General features: G+C 72.6%; 19 protein-coding genes. 9 read left to right on the top strand and 10 right to left on the bottom strand.

Annotation, left to right across the window (positions count from 1 at the left end; genetic code table 11):
- Position 1 precedes the first annotated feature (1 nt).
- Complete coding sequence (locus OG956_RS24065) at positions 2-928, top strand: dihydrodipicolinate synthase family protein (RefSeq protein WP_330340058.1); 927 nt, start codon at positions 2-4, stop codon at positions 926-928.
- Here OG956_RS24065 and OG956_RS24060 read toward each other — a convergent pair.
- The 3 genes from OG956_RS24060 to leuA form a co-directional block, all read right to left on the bottom strand.
- Entirely contained in the window at positions 925-2,097 is a 1,173-nt protein-coding gene (locus OG956_RS24060) for a sialidase family protein (RefSeq protein ID WP_330340057.1), read from the bottom strand. The two genes, OG956_RS24065 and OG956_RS24060, sit on opposite strands and share 4 nt — an antisense overlap.
- A gap of 163 nt (positions 2,098-2,260) precedes the next feature.
- Entirely contained in the window at positions 2,261-2,956 is a 696-nt protein-coding gene (locus tag OG956_RS24055; protein ID WP_330340056.1) for a TerB family tellurite resistance protein, read from the bottom strand.
- Between the two features lie 201 nt (positions 2,957-3,157).
- Complete coding sequence (gene leuA / locus OG956_RS24050) at positions 3,158-4,879, bottom strand: 2-isopropylmalate synthase (RefSeq protein WP_330340055.1); 1,722 nt, start codon at positions 4,877-4,879, stop codon at positions 3,158-3,160.
- A gap of 363 nt (positions 4,880-5,242) precedes the next feature.
- Between leuA and OG956_RS24045 the strand changes: the two genes are divergently transcribed.
- The 4 genes from OG956_RS24045 to OG956_RS24030 are packed head-to-tail and all read left to right on the top strand — an operon-like array spanning position 5,243 to position 9,230.
- A complete protein-coding gene (locus OG956_RS24045; RefSeq protein ID WP_330340054.1) occupies positions 5,243-6,313 on the top strand; it encodes a M4 family metallopeptidase in 1,071 nt (356 codons plus the stop codon).
- Between the two features lie 20 nt (positions 6,314-6,333).
- Positions 6,334-6,600: a protealysin inhibitor emfourin gene (locus tag OG956_RS24040; RefSeq protein ID WP_330340053.1), complete on the top strand. Its 267-nt coding sequence runs from the start codon at positions 6,334-6,336 to the stop codon at positions 6,598-6,600.
- A 57-nt stretch (positions 6,601-6,657) separates the two neighbouring features.
- Positions 6,658-7,980 (top strand): GH1 family beta-glucosidase, encoded by a 1,323-nt coding sequence (locus OG956_RS24035; protein ID WP_330340052.1) that lies wholly within the window; start codon positions 6,658-6,660, stop codon positions 7,978-7,980.
- The gene (locus OG956_RS24030; protein ID WP_330340051.1) at positions 7,977-9,230 is read left to right on the top strand and encodes an MFS transporter; all 1,254 of its coding nucleotides are present in this window, start codon (positions 7,977-7,979) and stop codon (positions 9,228-9,230) included. The genes OG956_RS24035 and OG956_RS24030 overlap by 4 nt, the downstream gene beginning before the upstream one ends.
- 7 nt (positions 9,231-9,237) lie before the next feature.
- On the opposite strand, the gene OG956_RS24025 is transcribed toward OG956_RS24030, so the two are convergent.
- A complete protein-coding gene (locus OG956_RS24025; protein WP_330340050.1) occupies positions 9,238-10,092 on the bottom strand; it encodes an NAD-dependent epimerase/dehydratase family protein in 855 nt (284 codons plus the stop codon).
- Positions 10,093-10,216: 124 nt separating this feature from the next.
- Here OG956_RS24025 and OG956_RS24020 point away from each other — a divergent pair, with 124 nt between their 5' ends.
- A complete protein-coding gene (locus OG956_RS24020; RefSeq protein ID WP_330340049.1) occupies positions 10,217-11,074 on the top strand; it encodes a helix-turn-helix transcriptional regulator in 858 nt (285 codons plus the stop codon).
- Positions 11,075-11,134: 60 nt separating this feature from the next.
- Here OG956_RS24020 and era read toward each other — a convergent pair whose 3' ends face one another.
- Entirely contained in the window at positions 11,135-12,088 is a 954-nt protein-coding gene (gene era, locus OG956_RS24015) for a GTPase Era (RefSeq protein WP_330340048.1), read from the bottom strand.
- Between the two features lie 185 nt (positions 12,089-12,273).
- On the opposite strand from era, the gene OG956_RS24010 reads away from it, so the two are divergent.
- Complete coding sequence (locus OG956_RS24010; protein WP_330340047.1) at positions 12,274-13,584, top strand: ammonium transporter; 1,311 nt, start codon at positions 12,274-12,276, stop codon at positions 13,582-13,584.
- Positions 13,581-13,919: a P-II family nitrogen regulator gene (locus tag OG956_RS24005; protein ID WP_330340046.1), complete on the top strand. Its 339-nt coding sequence runs from the start codon at positions 13,581-13,583 to the stop codon at positions 13,917-13,919. The genes OG956_RS24010 and OG956_RS24005 overlap by 4 nt, the downstream gene beginning before the upstream one ends.
- 101 nt (positions 13,920-14,020) lie before the next feature.
- Here OG956_RS24005 and OG956_RS24000 read toward each other — a convergent pair whose 3' ends face one another.
- Together OG956_RS24000 and OG956_RS23995 are read right to left on the bottom strand one after the other, a co-directional pair.
- Positions 14,021-14,374: a cytidine deaminase gene (locus tag OG956_RS24000; protein WP_330340045.1), complete on the bottom strand. Its 354-nt coding sequence runs from the start codon at positions 14,372-14,374 to the stop codon at positions 14,021-14,023.
- Positions 14,375-14,487: 113 nt separating this feature from the next.
- Entirely contained in the window at positions 14,488-15,423 is a 936-nt protein-coding gene (locus OG956_RS23995; RefSeq protein WP_443065599.1) for a helix-turn-helix transcriptional regulator, read from the bottom strand.
- Positions 15,424-15,469: 46 nt separating this feature from the next.
- On the opposite strand from OG956_RS23995, the gene OG956_RS23990 reads away from it, so the two are divergent.
- Positions 15,470-16,903 (top strand): MFS transporter, encoded by a 1,434-nt coding sequence (locus OG956_RS23990; RefSeq protein ID WP_330340043.1) that lies wholly within the window; start codon positions 15,470-15,472, stop codon positions 16,901-16,903.
- Here OG956_RS23990 and OG956_RS23985 read toward each other — a convergent pair.
- The 3 genes from OG956_RS23985 to OG956_RS23975 are packed head-to-tail and all read right to left on the bottom strand — an operon-like array spanning position 16,888 to position 19,608.
- Positions 16,888-17,907: a S66 family peptidase gene (locus OG956_RS23985; protein WP_330340042.1), complete on the bottom strand. Its 1,020-nt coding sequence runs from the start codon at positions 17,905-17,907 to the stop codon at positions 16,888-16,890. The two genes, OG956_RS23990 and OG956_RS23985, sit on opposite strands and share 16 nt — an antisense overlap.
- A gap of 43 nt (positions 17,908-17,950) precedes the next feature.
- Positions 17,951-18,310 (bottom strand): MmcQ/YjbR family DNA-binding protein, encoded by a 360-nt coding sequence (locus OG956_RS23980; protein ID WP_330340041.1) that lies wholly within the window; start codon positions 18,308-18,310, stop codon positions 17,951-17,953.
- Complete coding sequence (locus OG956_RS23975) at positions 18,307-19,608, bottom strand: hemolysin family protein (RefSeq protein ID WP_330340040.1); 1,302 nt, start codon at positions 19,606-19,608, stop codon at positions 18,307-18,309. Before OG956_RS23975 ends, OG956_RS23980 begins: the two co-directional genes overlap by 4 nt.
- Positions 19,609-19,617: the final 9 nt, after the last annotated feature.

Raw genomic sequence — 19,617 nt, 5'->3', positions numbered from 1 at the left:
CATGCCCTTCCCCGCCCCGCTGACCGGTGTCGTCCCGCCCGTCTGCACGCCCCTGACGCCGGACCGCGAGGTGGACGTGCCCTCGCTGCTCAGGCTGGTCGGCCATCTGGTGGAGGGCGGGGTGCACGGGCTGTTCCTGCTCGGGTCGACGTCCGAGGCCGCGTTCCTCACGGACCGGCAGCGCCGGCAGGTGGTGGAGGCGGTGGTGGCCCATGTCGGCGGTCAGCTGCCGGTCCTCGCCGGCGCCATCGACATGACGACACCGCGGGTGCTGGAGCACGTCGCGGCGGTGACGGCGGCCGGAGCGGAGGCGGTGGTCGTCACGGCCCCGTTCTACGCCCGCACCCACCGCTCCGAGATCATCCACCACTACCGCCGGATCGCCGCCGCGTCCGACGTGCCGGTCATCGCGTACGACATCCCCGTCGCCGTGCACACCAAGCTGCCCGCCGAGGTGGTGCTGGGCCTGGCCGCCGACCGGGTGCTGGCCGGGATCAAGGACTCCAGCGGCGACCTGGGCGCCTTCCGCGAGATCGTCACCGGCGCCCGCGCGCACCCCGGGTTCAGCGCGCTCACCGGCTCGGAGCTGGTCGTGGACTCGGCGCTGACGCTGGGCGCCGACGGGGCGGTGCCGGGCCTGGCCAACGTCGACCCGCACGGGTACGTGCGGCTGTACCGGCTGTGCCGCGCCGGCGACTTCGAGGGCGCGCGGGCCGAGCAGGAGCGGCTGTGCGCGCTGTTCGGGATGGTCGCGGTCGGGGATCCGGCCCGGATGGGCGGCAGCTCGTCGGCGCTGGGCGCGTTCAAGGCGGCGCTGCACCTGCGGGGGGTCATCGACTGCGCGGTCACGGCGGAGCCGCAGGTGCCGCTGTCCGGGGACGAGGTGGAGCGGGTGGGGAAGTTCCTGGCGGCGGCGGGGCTCCTCTAGCCCTCCGGCACGGCCAGACTGCGGAACTCCAGGGTGTCGTACGGGCGCACGCTCCCCGTCTCGTACAGGACGCCGATCGTGCGGGGGTCCAGTTGGACCAGGTCGGAGTAGGCGGCCGGGCGGTCCGAGAGGGTGAGCAGCCTGGTGAAGGTGCGGCCGGCGTCCGTGCTCGACCAGATCGCGAGGGCGCGGCGGGCGGTCGGCGCGGAGGGGGCCGAGAAGAGCAGCGGGGCGCTGCGGCCGCGGAGCTGGAGGAGGCTGCCCTGGACGACCGGGACGGCGTTCAGGGTGGGCTGGACGGCGTAGGGCCGGTCGAGGGTGGCGCCGCCGTCGGAGGAGTAGGTGTCGAGGCGGTTGCCCGGCGCGCTGCCGTACTGGTCGCGGGCGTTGAAGTAGACGCGCCCGTCGGGGAGTTGGGCGGCGGTCGTCTCGTTGGGGCGGATCGCGCCGCCGTGCGGCTCGGTCACGAAACCGAGGTGCCAGGTGCGGCCGCCGTCGTCGCTGTAGAGGGCGTGGCCGCCGTCGGACGGGGAGCCGGAGCCGGAGTGGTCGGCGGGGACCAGCAGCCGGACGGGGGCACTCCCTGTGGGGGAGTGCGGGCCCCGGGTGAGGGCGACGGCATGGCCGGGGCCGGTGGCGTACCAGGTCCAGCCGGGCCGCTTCACCGACGCCGTGATGTCCACGGGCGGTGTGAAGTGCCGGCCGTCGTCCCGGCTGCGCTGCACGAACACCCGGCGCTCCCCCGCACCGCGCCGGATCTGCTCCTCCGTCAGCCTGCCGCTGTGGGAGCAGGTCACCAGGACGACGGCGCCGGTGCGCGGGTCCACGACCGGTGCCGGGTTGCCCCGGGTGTCGCCGTGCCCGGCGGCCACCACGGTCAGCGGACCCCAGGTGCAGCCGCCGTCGGTGGAGCGGCGCAGCACGACGTCGATGGCGCCGGTGTCCGCGGGGCCGCTGCGCCGCCCTTCGGCGAAGGCCAGGAGGGTGCCGTGCCGGGTGCGCACCAGGGCGGGGATGCGATAGACGGCGTAGCCGCCGCGGCCGGAGACGTACGGCATGGACCCGGCGCAGCCGGTGCGCGGCTCGGCGAAGGCCGCCGCCGGCGGGCGGACGGTGAGCGAGGTGAGGAGCACGAGGGCGGTGAGCAGGAGGCGGCTTCTCGGTGTCACCCGCCCATGTTCCCCGCAACCACCGGCCCGGACTCGTAACCGGCGATCACGTCGGCGCGCGCGGCGCGGGCGGGGCCGACGGCCGGGTGCCCTGCCTCGCCGGCGCATGTCGTCCGCCCGGACCCGGGTGAGGGAGGGCCGCCGAGGCTCCTGGCGGCGGGGGTCAGGAGGGCGTGCGCGCCGCTGCCAGCAGCCGTGTCACGTCGTCGGCGCAGATGGTCAGCGCCGCCCCGACCGTGGTGAGGGCGTCCCGTTCCGCCGGTGTGTACGGTCCGTCGGCGAGGGCGATGCGGGCGCCCTGGAGGAGCAGGGACTCGCGGCCGGCCGGGGCGAGGTGCGGGGCGAGCGGGTCCAGGGCCTCGTGCAGCTCTATCGTCAGGCTGGTGCCGCACTCCGCGCCGAGTACCCGGCCGGTGTCGGCGGCGAGGGCCTCGACGAGCGCGGCCAGCTGTTCCTCGGTGCAGCCGTCGAAACCGGCGGCGCGCACGGTGCCGGCGGCCGTCTCCAGGGCCGTACGGGAGGAGGTGCCGCCCGCCGCGAGCACGGCGAGGGCGACGGTGTGCACGGCGTCGCGGAGCATCGCGGAGAAGCGGCGCGTGGTGGGGTGGTCGAGGACGTCGGTGCCGTAGTGGTGCCCGCAGGCGGCGCACTCCACGACCGGTCCGGCGGTGCCGCGCGGCAGCAGGGGCACGCCCAGCAGGGTGAGCCTGCGGCGTCCGGTGAGCCGCTGGTAGTTGCGGTCGCCGCCGCAGCCGGGGCAGTAGAACTCGCCGTCCCCGACGGGTGTCCACGCGGTGCGGATGCGCAGGATGCGCGCAGCCCTGGCGGCACGGCCGTCTCGTCCCCGTACTGGCAGCACGTCGCACCTCCGTAACGACGCCGCAACATCGCGGCGCTGGCGTGATGTTAGCCACACCACCGAGGCTGAGTCAGTACCCCGTAAGAGACCTTTCCGTGACCATCACGGTCCGCTGGCCGAAAACGGGCGGGTCCCGCCCGCCGGGAACGGCGGACGGGACCTTGCGGCTCGGGGCGGAACCGCACCCCAAGGGGCGCGGGGCTAGCGCGCCGCGCGGTTGACGGCGGAGACGACCGCCTTCAGCGACGCACGCGTCGTGTTCGCGTCGATGCCGATGCCCCACAGGACCTTGCCGTCGATGGCGCACTCGATGTAGGAGGCGGCCTGCGCGGAGGCGCCCTCGCTCATCGTGTGCTCCTGGTAGTCCAGCAGGCGTACGTCGATGCCGATGGACTGCAGGGCGTCGAAGAAGGCCGAGATCGGACCGTTGCCGGAGCCGGTCAGGACGGTGTCCTCGCCGTCGACGGTCGCCTCGACGGTCAGCGTGTCCACGCCGTCGGTGTCGGTGGTCGACTGGCCCGTCCTGACCTGGATGCGGCCCCACGGGTTGTCCGGGTTCGGCAGGTACTCGTCCTGGAAGACCGCCCAGATCTCCTTCGGCGTGATCTCGCCGCCCTCGGCGTCCGTCTTCGCCTGGATGATCTTCGAGAACTCGATCTGCATCCGGCGCGGCAGGTCCAGCTTGTGGTCGTTCTTCAGGACGTAGGAGATACCGCCCTTGCCGGACTGCGAGTTGACGCGGATGACGGCCTCGTAGGAGCGGCCGACGTCCTTGGGGTCGATGGGCAGGTACGGCACGGCCCACTCGAGGTCGTCGACGGTGACGCCCTTGGCCTTGGCGTCGGCCTCCATGGCGTCGAAGCCCTTCTTGATGGCGTCCTGGTGGGAGCCGGAGAAGGACGTGTAGACCAGGTCGCCCACGTACGGGTGGCGCGGGTGGACCTCCATCTGGTTGCAGTACTCCCACACGCGGCGGATCTCGTCGATGTCGGAGAAGTCGATCTGCGGGTCGACGCCCTGCGAGAACAGGTTCATGCCCAGGGTGACCAGGTCGACGTTGCCGGTGCGCTCGCCCTGGCCGAACAGGCAGCCCTCGACGCGGTCGGCGCCGGCCATCAGGGCCAGCTCGGCCGCCGCCACGGCCGTGCCGCGGTCGTTGTGCGGGTGGACGGACAGGCAGACGTACTCGCGGCGGGACAGGTTGCGGTGCATCCACTCGAACCGGTCCGCGTGCGTGGACGGGGTGGAACGCTCCACGGTGGCGGGCAGGTTGAGGATGATCTCGCGGTCCGGGCCGGGCTGCCAGACGTCCATGACCGCCTCGCAGACCTCCAGGGCGAAGTCCAGCTCGGTGTCGGTGAAGATCTCCGGCGAGTACTGGTAGCCGAACTCGGTCTCGGGGCCCAGCAGTTTCTCGGCGTACTCCACCACCAGGCGGGTGCCGTCGACGGCGATCTGCTTGATGTCGTCCTTGGAGCCGCGGAAGACGACCCGGCGGAAGACGGGCGCGGTGGCGTTGTAGAGATGCACGGTGGCGCGCTTGGCGCCCTTCAGCGACTCCACGGTCCGCTCGATCAGGTCCTCGCGGGCCTGGGTCAGCACGGAGATCGTGACGTCGTCCGGGATCGCGCCCTCTTCCTCGATGATCGAGCGCACGAAGTCGAAGTCGGTCTGGCCGGAGGCCGGGAAGCCGACCTCGATCTCCTTGTAGCCCATCTTGACCAGCTGGTCGAACATCCGGCGCTTGCGCTCGGGCGACATCGGGTCGATCAGGGCCTGGTTGCCGTCGCGCAGGTCGGTGGAGAGCCAGCGCGGGGCTACGGTGATCCGCTTGTCCGGCCAGGTGCGGTCCGGGATGTCCACCTGCTCGTAGCGGCCGTACTTGTGGATCGGCATGGGGCTGGGCTGCTGGCGGTTGGCCATGATCGCGTGGGCTCCTTGGGGAGTTCCGGAGGTCCGGATGTCCTGGTGGACGGCCGACGACGCAACACCAAGCTCCGCGGGGAGGGAGTCGGCCTTTGTCTACAGGCCCTCGCCGCGGCAGCTAAGGAGAAGCAGCCCGAAACGCATGATGCGCAGCAGCCTAGCCGAGCCACCCAGGACGCGGGGGCGTGTCCCAGTATGCGGGACCGCACCTACAAACCGATAAGAACATGGATAAATCGTGCGCCATACCACATGCGTCGTATCACATCGTCACGGAGCGTGGCGACTCCTGTCCCGCTATTTCACCAATCATGGTGGCCGCTAGTGACATCAGGGTCACGCAGTGCAATGGTGCCGGGCATGACGACCAACGGGGGCTTCGAGCCCGTCTTCTGCACGATCGTGCCGCCGCACATCCTCGACAAGCTCGCGCAAGCCGACGACCCCGCGCTCTCCGGCCCGGCCCGCCGGTCCCTGGAGCACGACGCCTACCAGCGCACCAAGCGCCGGCTGACCACGGTCGTCGGCGCGCCCACCGCCGCGGCGCCCGCGGGCGCCGCGGCGGACCAGCCGCACCGCACGATCTACGACGCGCACCACACCCAGGACCTGCCCGGCACCGAGGTCCGCGCGGAGGGCTCCGAGGCGGGCCCGGACGCCACCGTCAACCGCGCCTACGCGGGCCTCGGCGCCACCTTCGAGCTGTACCTGAAGGCCTACGGCCGCCGCTCCATCGACGGCGAGGGCCTCCCGCTGAACGCCACCGTGCACTTCGGGGAGTCGTACGACAACGCCTTCTGGAACGGCGAGCAGATGGTGTTCGGCGACGGCGACAACGAGATCTTCCTCGACTTCACCATCCCGGTCGACGTCATCGGCCACGAGCTGACCCACGGCGTCACGCAGCACACCGCGAACCTGGAGTACTTCGGCCAGTCCGGCGCGCTCAACGAGTCGGTCTCCGACGTCTTCGGCTCCCTGATCAAGCAGTACACCCTCGGCCAGACCGCCGCCGAGGCCGACTGGCTGATCGGCGCCGGGCTGCTCGCCCCGCACGTCCACGGCACCGCGCTGCGCTCGATGAAGGCCCCGGGCACCGCGTACGACGACCCGAGGCTCGGCAAGGACCCGCAGCCGGCGACCATGGAGCACTACGTCCGCACCGGCCGCGACAACGGCGGCGTGCACATCAACTCCGGCATCCCCAACCACGCCTTCTACCTGGTCGCCACGGCCATCGGCGGCCACGCCTGGGACCGGGCCGGGCAGATCTGGTACGACGTCCTCACCGGCGGCGAGCTGAAGAGCGACGCGGTGTTCGCCGACTTCGCCACACTGACGGTGAAGGCGGCGCGGGAGCGGTACGGCACCGGCGACGAGCTCCAGGCCGTGCAGAAGGCGTGGGAACAGGTCGGGGTGCGGACGCTGTAGTTCCGTACTAGACAGTCCCCATGCGTATCCGAGTACGGCGCACGGGCGGCTTCGCGGGCATCGAGCGCCAGGCCGAGCTGGACACCGCGGGCCGCCCCGACGCCCAGCAGTGGCACACCCTGGCCGAACGCGTCCTCGCGTCCGGCCAGCCCACCCGCCCCACCGGCGTCCCCGACGGCTTCCACTACGAGATCACCGTGGACGACCACACGGTCCACGCCGCCGATCCCCGTCTCACGGACGACGAACGGGAGCTGGTGTCGCGGGTGTTGAAGGAGGGGGCGTAAGCGCCGGGTCCCGACGGGGCGTTGACTTCTGTTACCGGGGGTACGGATGATCCCGCCATGGCGACTGACGCAGGCGGTCCGCGGTCTCCGGTGCCGCGCTTTCCGGACGGGTTTCTGTGGGGGGTGGCGACCTCGGCGCATCAGATCGAGGGGGCCGTCGAGGAGCGCGGGGCGTCCGTGTGGGACGTGTTCACGGCAGAGCCGGGGCGGGTGAAGGACGGGTCGACGGCGGCGGTGGCCTGCGACCACTACCACCGGTACCGGGAGGACGTGGCCCTGCTCGCCGGACTGGGCGTGGACGCCTACCGGTTCTCCGTCTCCTGGCCCCGGGTCGAGTCCCCCGGCGGGCTGGACTTCTACGACCGCCTGGTCGACGAGCTGTGCGCGGCGGGGGTACGGCCCGTGCCCACCCTCTTCCACTGGGACCTGCCCGCCGGTCTGGACTGGCTTCGGCGGGACACGGCGGCGCTTTTCGCCGACCACGTGACGGCCGTCGCCGAACGGCTCGGCGACCGGGTGCACCAGTGGATCACCCTCAACGAACCCGCCGAGCACACCCTCCTCGGCCACGCCATCGGCGCCCACGCCCCCGGCAAGCGGCTGCTGTTCGACGCGCTCCCCGTCGCCCACCACCAGCTCCTCGCCCACGGCCTCGCGGTACGGGCGCTGCGCGCGGCCGGCGCCGGCGGCATCGGCATCGCCAACTCGCACGGCCCCACCTGGCCCGCCTCCGCCGAACCGGCCGACGTGGAGGCGGCCGGCTTCTACGACCTCCTGCTCAACCGCCTGTTCGCCGAGCCGGTCATCCTCGGCGCCTACCCGGACGGGACGGGAGAGCTGATGCCCGGCGACGTCGCGGCCGACCTGAAGGTCATCGGCGAGCCCGTCGACTGGTACGGGATCAACTACTACGCCCCGACCCGGGTGGGCGCGCCCGGCGGCACCGACGGCGAGTACGGCGGTCTGGCGCTCCCCGCCGAACTGCCCTTCTCCGTCCGGGAGATCGAGGGCCGCCCGGTGACCGACTTCGGCTGGCCGGTCGTCCCGGAGGGCCTCACCGAGCTGCTGTGCGGCTTCCGGGACCGGTACGGCGACCGGCTCCCGCCGATCGTCATCACCGAGAACGGCTGCTCCTACGACGGCCTCGACGACCAGGACCGCATCGCCTACCTGGACGCGCACCTGCGCGCCCTGCACACCGCGCTGGAGGCCGGCGTGGACGTGCGCGGCTACTTCGTGTGGTCCCTGATGGACAACTTCGAGTGGGCCGAGGGCTATGCGCGCCGCTTCGGCCTGGTGCACGTGGACTACGAGACGCTGGAGCGCACTCCGAAGGCCTCCTACCACTGGTTCCGGGACGTGCTCCGGGCGCAGAGATGACCGCGGTCCGGCCCCCGGCCGCGCTGGCCGAACCGATCGAGCCGGTCGGCCGGGGCTGGACGGCCGCGCTGTCGCTGGCCAACGGGGCCATCTGGGTCGGCTGGTTCGGCCCGCTGCAGATCCTGCTCGCCTCCCAGGCGAAGGACCTCGCGCCCGGCTCCGGGATGTCCAAGGAGACCCTGCTGGCCTGGGTGACCGGCGCCGGCGCGGTGGTCTCCCTGCTCGCCAACCCGGTCTTCGGCGCCCTGTCCGACCGTACGACGGCCCGGCCCGGCCGCCGTACGCCCTGGATCGTGGCCGGGGCGGCCGGCGGCGCGCTGTCCCTGCTGCTGCTCGCGCGGGCGGGCGGGGTGTGGTCCATGGCGGTGGGCTGGTGCCTGGTGCAGCTGACGCTGAACGCGGCGTTCGCGGCGGTGACGGCGGCCGTGCCGGACCGGGTGCCCCGGCTCCAGCGGGGCGCGGTGGGCGGCTGGCTGGGGGCGGCGCAGATCCTGGGCGTGGTCGGCGGCACCGGCCTCGCGACCGCGGCCGGCGGGATCGGTGCCGGGTATGCGCTGTGCGCGGGGTGCGCGGTGGCGGGCGTGCTGCCGTACGTGCTGTGCCACGACGACCTGCGGCTGCTGCCGCGGGACCGCCCGCCCTGGTCCTGGCGGAGCTTCCTCGCGGGTTTCTGGCTGAGCCCGCGCCGCCATCCCGACCTCGGCTGGGCCTGGCTGACCCGGTTCCTGATCAACCTCAGCAACTCGCTCGTCCTGCTGTACCTCCTGTACTACCTCCGCGACCGCCTGCACCGCCCCGACCCGGGCCAGGGCGTGCTGGTCCTGACGGCCGTCAACAGCCTGACGCTGATGGCGACCGTCGTGGCGGGCGGGGTGTGGTCGGACCGGGTGGGGCGGCGCAAGCCGTTCGTCGTCTGGTCGGGCGTGCTGATGGCGGTGGCGACGGCGGCGCTGGCCGGCTGGCAGACCTGGCCGGGCGCGATCGTGGCGGCGGCGGTGCTGGGCGTCGGCTTCGGGGTGTTCACCTCCGTCGACTTCGCGCTGATGACGGACGTGCTGCCCAAGGCGCTGGACCGGGGCAAGGACCTGGGCGTCGTCAACGTGGCCAACGCCCTGCCCCAGGTGGCCGCCCCCGCGCTGGCCGCGCCGGTCGTCACGTACCTGGGCGGCTACCGGGTCCTGTACCTGGTCTCGGCGGTGATCGGGCTGGCGGGGGCGCTGCTGGTGGGGCGGATACGGGGGGTGGAGTGAGGCGGACTCACAGCACCCCCGCGTCGCGGGCCGCCCAGACCGTCGGGTAGAAGGGGCGGAAGCCCAGGTCCCGGCGGATCTTCTCGGTGGACATGATGCCGAGCCACGGGTCGGGATCGGTACGGGTGTGCATGTCGGCGGGCACCTCGACGCCGTTGAGCCGGAGCAGTTCGACCGCCGTGACGGGGGCGTCGTCGGCGATGTTGTGGACCGGGCCGTTCACCGCCGGGGCGTGCAGCAGGCGCAGCAGCCCCTGGGCGACGTCGGCGTGGTGGCCCATGTGCAGCCGCTGGGTGGACGCCCAGTGCACGGCCCAGCGCAGGGACTGGGCGAGGTGCGGGTCGCCGTCGCCGTACACGAACGGCAGCCGGCCCACGCGCACCTCCATGCCCTCGAGCGCGAGCAGTTCCCGTTCGGCCGCCGCCTTGGACTCGGGATAGGCGCCCCACATCGCGCCGCCGGGCCGGGTCTCGTCGTCCTCGGTCAGCGGGCGGCCGCGTCCGACGCCGTACACGAGCCCGGTGCTGACCTGCACGAACCGCCGTACGCCCGCGGTGAGCGCGGCCCGGCCCAGGGCCACGGCCGCGTCCCGGTTCACGGCCCACGCCTCCTCGTCGGGGACCCCGCGGAAGGAGGCGGCGACGTTCACGACGGCGTCCGCGCCGGCCACGGCCTTGCCGAGCGCCTCCTCGTCCCGCAGGTCGCCGACGACGACCTGGGCGCCCAGCGCCGCGAACGCCTCGCCGCGCGCCGCGTCCCGCACCAGCACCCGCACCTGCTCCCCCGGCCGCCGCTGGGCCAGCAGCCTCGGCACGAACCTCCGGCCCACCTGTCCCGTGGCGCCCGTCACCAGTGTCAGCATGTCCTGCTCCCCTCGAATCCGGTGCCACCACTGTCGGACGGCGCCGCCGGGGCCGGGAGAGACCTCCCGATCAGGGGACCGGCACTCCCTGGATAAGCCCGGCCCGCTGCCCCACCCTGAAGAGGTGAACCGAGCCGAACTCGCCGACTTCCTGCGCCGTGGCCGTGCCCGCCTGGACCCCGCCGACGTGGGCCTGCCCCCCGGCGCCCGCCGCCGCACCGCCGGTCTGCGGCGGGAGGAGGTGGCGTCGCTGGCCGGGATGTCGGTCGACTACTACACGCGGCTGGAACAGCGCCGGGGTCCGCGCCCGTCGCGGCAGATGCTCACGGCGCTGGCCCGGGCGCTGCGCCTGACCGACGACGAACGCGACCACCTCTTCCATCTGGCGGGCGAGGAGCCGCCGCGCCGCGACCGGGCGTCGGCCCATGTCCGGCCCGGTCTGCTGCTGGTCCTGGACCGGCTGTACGACGCGCCGGCGCTGGTGGTGACGGACTGCGGGGAGGTGCTGGCGCAGAACGCGCTGTCGCGGGCGCTGTCGGGAGACGTGCTGGCCCGCCCGGTGCGTGAGCGCAACATGGTCCGCCGCTTCTTCCTGGACCCGGCGGCGCGCGAGATCTTCCCGCCGGAGGACTGGCCGGAACACGCGCGCGGGCACGTGGCGAACCTCCGCGCGGTGGCCGCCGCACGGCCCGACGACCCGGAGCCGACCGCCCTGGTCGCCGAACTCCGCGCCGCGAGCGAGGAGTTCAGCCGGCTGTGGGACACCCACGAGGTGGCGGTGCGGCGCGGCTCGACCAAGCGGTTCCGGCACCCGGTGGTGGGACTGCTGGAACTCGACTGCGAGATCCTGCTGTCCGACGACCACCGCCACCACCTCGTCCTCCACACCGCCCGCCCGGGCACGGAGTCCTACGAGCGCCTGGAGCTGCTCAGGGTGGTGGGCACGCAGGACATGACACCTCGGGCCGCCGCCGGCCACTGACCCGGCCTGCGCCCGCCCCCGGAAAGCGCCTCAGAAGCCGGCCGGCCGGGAACCGAGCACTCAGAAACCCAGCCTCCGCAGCTGCTTCGGGTCCCGCTGCCAGTCCTTGGCGACCTTGACGTGGAGGTCCAGGAAGACCGGTGTACCGAGGAGAGCCTCGATGTGTTTGCGGGACTTGATGCCGACCTCCTTCAGGCGCTTGCCCTTGGGGCCGATGATGATGCCCTTCTGGCTGGGGCGCTCGATGTAGACGTTGGCGTGGATGTCCAGCAGCGGCCGGTCGGCGGGGCGGTCCTCGCGCGGGAGCATCTCCTCCACGACCACGGCGATGGAGTGCGGCAGCTCGTCGCGCACGCCCTCCAGCGCGGCCTCGCGGATCAGCTCGGCCACCATCACCTGCTCGGGCTCGTCCGTGAGGTCGCCCTCCGGGTACAGCGCCGGTCCCTCGGGCAGAAGCGGGATCAGGAGGTCGGCCAGCAGGTCCACCTGCTTGGCACCGACCGCCGACACCGGGACGATCTCCGCCCACTCGATGCCCAGCTCCTTGCCGAGCTGGTCGACGGCGATCAGCTGCTCGGCGAGGGCCTTCGGGTCCACCAGGTCGGTCTTGGTGACGATCGCGACCTTCGGCGTCTTCTTGATCCCGGCGAGTTCCTTGGCGATGAAGCGGTCGCCGGGACCGATCTTCTGGTCGGCGGGCAGGCAGAAGCCGATCACGTCGACCTCGGCCCACGTCGTGCGCACCACGTCGTTCAGCCGCTCGCCGAGCAGCGTGCGCGGCTTGTGCAGGCCCGGGGTGTCGACCAGGATCAGCTGGGCGTCGGGGCGGTGCACGATGCCGCGTACGGTGTGCCGGGTGGTCTGCGGCCGGTTGGACGTGATCGCCACCTTCTGCCCGACCAGAGCGTTCGTGAGGGTGGACTTGCCCGCGTTGGGGCGGCCCACGAAGCAGGCGAAGCCGGCGCGGTGGACGGTCTCGGCCGGCTGTTCGGATGACGGGGTGCGAACGCTCATGCCGTTCATTGTCCCTGATCCACAGGGCCGCCCCGTACCGTACGGCCCCCGTCTCCCGGGCCGCACCAGGCTGTGAGGTTTCGGTAACCCTCAGGCAATGAAACGTCACGGAAACACACCCGTACGCAACCGGAAACGCTCACCGGTGACCCTCTGACGAGCCCGCACACCCGTTGGAGACGCCCGTGACCCTCGCCGCCGCGCACGTGAACACCGGCGACACCGCCTGGCTGCTCGCCGCGACCGCCCTCGTCCTGCTGATGACCCCCGGCCTGGCCCTGTTCTACGGCGGCATGGTCCGCACGAAGAGCGTCCTCAACATGCTGATGATGAGCTTCGTGTCGATCGCCCTGGTCACGGTGGTGTGGCTGGCGGCCGGCTACTCCCTCGCCTTCGGCGACGACGCGTTCGGCGGGCTGATCGGCGGTCTGCGGGAGGCCGGGATGGCGCACCTCGGCCCCGGCAGCGTGCACGGCACGGTCCCCACCCTGCTCTTCGCCACCTTCCAGCTGACCTTCGCGATCATCACGGCCGCGCTGATCAGCGGCGCGGTCGCGGACCGGACGAAATTCGCGGCCTGGCTGGTCTTCGTGCCGGTCTGGACACTGCTCGTATACGTTCCGGTGACCCACTGGGTGTGGGGCCCCGGCGGCTGGATCGCGAGCGGGCTCGGCGCGCTGGACTTCGCGGGCGGCCTGCCCGTCGAGATCACCTCCGGCGCCTCCGGTCTCGCCCTGTGCCTGGTCATCGGCCCGCGCCTGGGCTTCAAGAAGGACGCCATGCGCCCGCACAACCTGCCCATGGTGATCCTCGGCGCCGGTCTGCTCTGGTTCGGCTGGTTCGGCTTCAACGCGGGCAGCGCGCTCGGCGCGAACGGCCTCGCCGCGGCCGCCTTCCTCAACACCCTGGCCGCCGGCTGCACCGGCCTGCTCGGCTGGCTCTTCGTCGAGCAGAAGAGGGACGGCCACCCGACGACGCTCGGCGCCGCCTCCGGCGCGGTGGCCGGCCTGGTCGCGATCACGCCCTCCTGCGGCACGGTCTCCCTGCTCGGCGCCCTCGTCGTCGGCCTGGCCGCCGGTGTCGTCTGCAGCTACGCGGTGAGCTGGAAGTTCAGGCTGAACTACGACGACTCGCTGGACGTCGTGGGCGTCCACCTGGTCGGCGGGATCATCGGCACCCTGCTGATCGGCCTGTTCGCCGAGAAGGCGATGACCGGCGGTGCGCAGGGCCTGTTCTACGGCGGCGGGCTCGCCCCGCTCGGCAAGCAGCTCCTCGCCGTCGCGGCCGTCGCCGGGTACGCCTTCGCGGTGACGTTCGGCGTCGGCAAGCTGCTCGACAAGGCGATGGGCCTCAGGGCGAGCGAGGAGCAGGAACACACCGGCCTCGACCTTACGGTGCACGCCGAGACGGCTTACGATCACGGGGTCCTGGGCCACGGCGCCCCGGTCAGCTCGTCCGTCCTCTCCACCGCCCAGAAGGTCAAGAGCCAGGCATGAAGCTCATCACCGCGATCGTCAAGCCGTACCGTCTGGACGAGGTCAAGACCGCCCTGCAGGAGCTGGGCGTGCAGGGCCTGACCGTGACGGAGGCGAGCGGCTACGGCAGGCAGCGCGGCCACACCGAGGTGTACCGGGGCGCCGAGTACCGCGTCGACCTGGTGCCGAAGGTCCGGATCGAGGTCGTGGTGGAGGACGCGGACGCCGACGCCGTGATCGACGCGATCGTGGACGCCGCGCGGACGGGGAAGATCGGGGACGGGAAGGTGTGGGCCGTGCCCGTGGAGACGGTGGTCCGCGTGCGGACCGGCGAACGCGGCCCCGACGCGCTCTGACCCACGGCACGCCGTGACGCCGCGCCCGCGGGGAACGCCGGCGCCACGAGCGGCCACGGCAGCGTGATGAAGTGGGCGTTCGCGGTCGGCGCCGCCTCACCTCAGCCGGCGGAGACGGTCGCCCGTACCGCTCCGTCCGGCCCGGCCAGCAGCACCGGCGTCCCCGCTCCGCCGAGGTCGGCGACCGCGGCCAGGTCCTCCGCCGGCACGGACTCCGCCTCCGTCACCAGCGCCGCCGCCTCCAGCGACGCGGCCCCGGACGCCACCGCCATGGCCACGGCGGTCCGCAGCGCGCTCAGCTCCAGCGAGCGCAGCGACACCGTCCCGGCGACATAGGTGCGCCCGGTGTCGTCCCGTACGGCCGCCCCCTCCGGCACCCCGTTGCGGACCCGCGCGGAACGGGCCAGGGTCACGATCTTGCGGTCCTCGGGATCAAGCGCGTTGCTCTCGGTCATGCCCCGAGCATACGAAGCACCGCTCCGCCGCCCCCGCCACGGGGTCGCATCGCCCCGTCACGGGGTCGCGTCGCCCCGTCACGGGGTCGCGTCACCCGGTCACGAGGTGCACGTCACCCCGCCACGGGATACATCGCGCCCCGCCGTCCCTCCGGAGACGCCAGCCACTCCAGCTTCTCCGCGGTGTCCGCCTCGTCCAGCGGAGTGTGCAGCACGATCATCAGATCGGGCCGGGCCGGCACCTTCAGCACCGTCGACTCCACCACCAGCAGCCCGGCCAGCGGATGCTCCAGTTCCTTGCGGATCTGCCCCTGGTCCTCGATGTCCCGCTCGGCCCACATCTCCCGGAACTCGGCGCTGGCCTCGCTCACCTCCGCGAGCACCGCCTGGAACCCCTCGTCGTCCGGCCGCGCCGCACACGCCGCCCGGAACTGCGCCACGACCGTGCGCGCGTTCCGCTCCCAGCTGTGGCTGCGCGCACGGTACAGCGGGTCGGTGAAGAAGTCGACGAGGCAGTTCTGCGTGATGTCCGGCCGCATGCCGAGCACGATCGCGGCCGCGTCGTTGTACATCACGCAGTTGTAGTACAGGTCCATGATGTGCGCCGGATACGGCATCCACGTGTCGATCAGCCGCCGCAGCCCGTCGCACATGTCCCGCTTGTCCGGGGCCACTTCGGGCGCCGGCGGGTTCATTCCGGCCAGCAGGTACAGATGCCGGCGCTCGGCGTCGCTCAGCCGCAGCACCCGCGCGACGGCGTCCAGCACCTGCGGGGAGACGGAGATCTCCCGGCCCTGCTCCAGCCACTGGTACCAGGAGGCGCCCACCCCGGCCAGCACGGCGACCTCCTCCCGGCGCAGTCCGGGCGTGCGGCGCCGGCCGCCGCCCATGGGCAGTCCGGCCTCCTCGGGGCTGACCCGGGCCCGCCGGCTGATCAGGAACTCGCGCAGTTCCTCGCGTCGTTGACTCCGTGTCGCCTCGGCAGCGGGCACGTGCCGCTCCTCCCCCGTCGTGACGGTCCCCGTGTCTGGTGGTGCCACCACCACCATAAGTTCCGACTCCCCACCGGTATTCCGGGCGCCCGAAGCTCGACGCATGGCGATCGACACCACCACCCCGACCACCCCGACCTCCACGGGCACGACGCTCGGCACACCCCGGCCACCCCGGTTGTCGACGCGTGACAAGCTCGTCCTGTTCGTCCTGTGCGCCGCCCAGTTCATGGTCGCGCTGGACTTCTCCGTGCTGAACGTGGCGCTGCCCGAACTCGGCGCCGACCTCGGCATGAGCCGCTCGGCCCTGCAGTGGGGGGTCACCGCGTTCGCGCTGCCCTCCGGCGGGTTCCTGCTGCTCTTCGGCCGCATCGGCGACCTGTTCGGCCGCCGGAAGCTGTTCCTGGCCGGCCTGGCCCTGTTCGGGGCGGCCTCGCTGCTGGCCACCCTGGCCTGGGACCCGGCGTCCTTCCTCACCGGACGCGCCCTGCAGGGCCTCGGCGCGGCGGCGATCGTCCCGACCGGCATGTCCCTGCTGACCACCACCTTCCCCGAGGGCCCGGCCCGCGACCGTGCCCTCGGCATCTCCGGCACGCTGCTGTCGCTGGGCTTCACCGTCGGCATGGTCGCGGGCGGTGTGCTGACGGACGCGTTCGGCTGGCGCTCCACGATGGCCCTGCTGTCGGTGTTCGCGCTGATCGTGCTGCCGCTGGCGCCGGGCCTGCTGCCGGAGTCGCGCACCCCGGAGCGGCCGCGCCTGGACGTGCCCGGCGCGGTCACCGTGACCGCCGGCCTGCTGTCCCTGATCTACGCCCTGTCCACGGCCGCGGACCACGGCTTCGCCCGCGCCGACGTCGTCACCACCCTGGTCGCCGGTCTGCTCCTGCTGGCCGCGTTCACGGTCGTCGAGTCCCGTACGGCCGCCCCGCTGGTCTCGCTGCCGATGCTGCGCCGCCGCACGGTGGCCTGGGGCAACGTGGGCGGCCTGGTGACCTTCTCGATGATGTCGACGGTGGTCTTCGTGCTGACCCTGTACCTGCAGGAGATCCTGCGCCTGTCGGCCTTCGAGACGGGCCTGGTCTTCGGCGTCCAGGGCGTGCTGTCGGCGGTCGCCGGCACCCTCGCCCCGAAGGTGATCGGCCGCTTCGGCGCCCGCCGCACCCTGGTCGGCTCGCTGACCGGCCAGGGCGCGCTGATCGCGACGCTGCTCCTGCTGAACGCCCACACCTGGTCGGTGTGGCTCGCCACGGCCGCCGTGTCCCTGGCCAGCATGTGCCACCTGGGCGCGATCATCTCGTACGGCCTGACCGTCACCTCGGGCGTCCCCGACGAGGAGCAGGGCCTCGCCACCGGGCTGGTGACCTCCACCCAGCAGGTCGGCATCACGGTCGGCATCCCGCTGCTGGGTGTGCTGGCCACCACCTCCGGCGACCTGCTGAGCGGCGTCCACACGGTCCTCGCCCTGGACGCGGGCGTGGTCCTCGCCGCCGCCGTCCTGGTCGGACTGGGCCTGCGCCGGGGTCAGTCCAGGGTCTGAACGATCCCGCTCCGCGCGGCCGTGTGCACCACACGGCCGCGCGCGCCGTTGACCAGGGGAAGGTACGGCGCGACATGCCCGCACTCGACGCCGGCGACGACCGGAACCCCGAGCGGGCCGAGCGCGTCCAGGACGGCCTCGTGCTGGGTGAGGGTGGGGCTGTCGGGGGCGTGGGTGCGGCCGACGAGAACGGCGGCGGCCCGGTCGAAGAACCCGGCGAGCCGCATGCCGTGCAGCTGGCGGCAGATGGTGAAGGCGTTGTCCTCGCAGGCCTCGACGTACACGAGCAGCGGCTCGTCCCCGGCGAACCGGGAGGTGTCGAGGTACGGGGTGCCGGCCAGGGGACCGACGGTCTCGACGCAGCCGCCGATCAGCCGGCCCTCGACGTCCACGTCCCCGTCGCCGTCCAGCCGGGTCCAGCCGCCCTCGGCGTCGAGGGTGAAGTCGCGGACCTCCGGGTGTCCGACGAAGTCGTCGAAGCGAGCGGTCCGGTACCGGCCGGGCGGCTCCTGCGTGAGCGGCTCGCCCTGCGGGGCCGTGACGATGTCGAGCCAGGACATGAGGCCCTCGGGCGTCCGGTAGGGGGTCTCCATCAGGTTGTTGCCGTGGACGGTCGCGACCCCGGTGAGCAGGGTCAGCGGGGTGAGGATCGTGGACATGTCCGAGTAGCCGACGACCCAGGTCGGCTCGGCCCGTCCGATCGCCTCGAAGTCGAGCAGCGGGAGCAGGTCGATCGCGGTCTCGCCGCCCCACGGGGGCACCACCGCCCGGATCGCCGGGTCGGTCAGCATCGCGGTCAGCTCGGCGGCGCGGTCGGCGGCCGGGGCGCTGACGTGCGTCGAGCCGTCCATGCACCGGCCGACGACCACCTCGTATCCGCGCTGCTCGAGGTCGCGGAGCGCCACGTCGAGGCGGGCGCGCATCTTCTCGGCCACCCCGCTGGACGGGGAGGTCACACCTATACGGTCACCGGGGCGCAGCGGGCGCGGATACCTGATCGTCATACGGGAGATCCGACCGCGTGCGGGCCGCGCCGGGCAACCGGATTCACGGCCGGTCCAGCCGCAGCCGCTCCGCCCGGGGCAGGCCGGCGACGACCAGGTCGTAGGAGTCCTCGATCAGCTCTCCGACCAGCCGGTCCGGCAGCCCGCCGGCCACCGTCACGGTGTTCCAGTGCCGTTTGTTCATGTGCCAGCCGGGGACGATCAGGCCCTCGTGCTCGGCCCGGAGCCGGATCGCGTCCTCCGGGTCGCACTTGAGGTTGACCGTCAGGGGCCGCGCGTCCAGGGCGGTGAGGGCGAACATCCTGCCCAGCACCTTGAAGACGGAGGTCTCCGGGTTGAACGGGAAGTCCTCCACGGCCGCGTTGAAGGACAGGCAGAAGGCGCGCAGCTCCTGAGGGGTCACTCGGCCGTCTCCTCCTCGGCGACCGGCACGGGGACTGGTTCCACCAGGACCGTGACGATCTTGTTCCGGCGTCCGGCGGCGGCCTCCGCGGTCAGTTTCAGCCGGCGCTCGTCGGGGAGTTCGACCTCGGCGGACGCGCCGGCGATGGGCACGCGGCCGAGGGCCTTGGCGAGCAGGCCGCCGACGGTCTCCACGTCCTCGTCGTCGTACTCCTCCAGGCCGTACAGCTCGCCCAGGTCGGTGATGTCGAGGCGGGCGGTGACCCGGTAGCGGTCGTCGCCGAGCTCGACGACGGGCGGGAGCTCCCGGTCGTACTCGTCGGTGATCTCGCCGACGATCTCCTCGAGGATGTCCTCGATGGTGACGATGCCGGCGGTGCCGCCGTACTCGTCGATGACGACGGCGACGTGGTTGCGTTCCTTCTGCATCTCGCGCAGCAGGTCGCCGGCGTTCTTGGTGTCCGGCACGAAGACGGCGGGCCGCATCGCGGTGGAGACCAGGTCGCTCTCCGCCTCCCGGCTGATGTGCGTCTTGCGGACCAGGTCCTTCAGGTACACGATCCCGACGATGTCGTCCTCGCTCTCGCCGGTGACCGGGATCCGGGAGAAGCCGGAGCGCAGGGCGAGGGTGAGGGCCTGCCGGATGGTCTTGAAGCGCTCGATGGTGACCAGGTCGGTGCGCGGCACCATGACCTCGCGGACGAGGGTGTCGCCCAGTTCGAACACCGAGTGCACCATGCGGCGCTCCTCGTCCTCGATCAGCGACTCCTTCTCGGCGAGGTCGACCAGCGCGCGCAGTTCGGCCTCGGAGGCGAACGGGCCGTGCCGGAAGCCCTTGCCGGGGGTGAGGGCGTTGCCGATGAGGATGAGCAGCGACGGGACGGGCCCCATGATCCGGGCGAGCGGCAGCAGCACGTACGCCGCCGCGGTCGCGGTGTTCAGCGGGTGCTGGCGGCCGATGGTGCGCGGGGAGACGCCCACGGCGACGTACGACACCAGGACCATGACCGCGATGGCGGTGAGCAGGGCCTGCCAGGTGGCGGGGAACTCCTCCAGGCAGGCGTACGTCACCAGGGCCGCGGCCGCCATCTCGCAGGCGACGCGGACCAGCAGGGCCACGTTGAGATAGCGGGTGGGGTCGGCGGCGATCTGGGCGAGCTTGGCACTGCCGCGCCGCCCCGACTTGACGGCCTCCTCGGCCCGGAAGCTGGAGATGCGGGCGATGCCCGCCTCCGCGCAGGCGGCGAGCCAGGCGACGACGACCAGCGCGATCGCGCCGATCACGATCTGCGGAGACATGCGGGCCGC

Origin of the sequence: Streptomyces sp. NBC_00557, assembly GCF_036345995.1 — a bacterium.
Classification (GTDB): domain Bacteria; phylum Actinomycetota; class Actinomycetes; order Streptomycetales; family Streptomycetaceae; genus Streptomyces.
The sequence above is the reverse complement of the archived record's forward strand: the minus strand, read 5'-3'. Positions and strand labels throughout refer to the sequence as shown.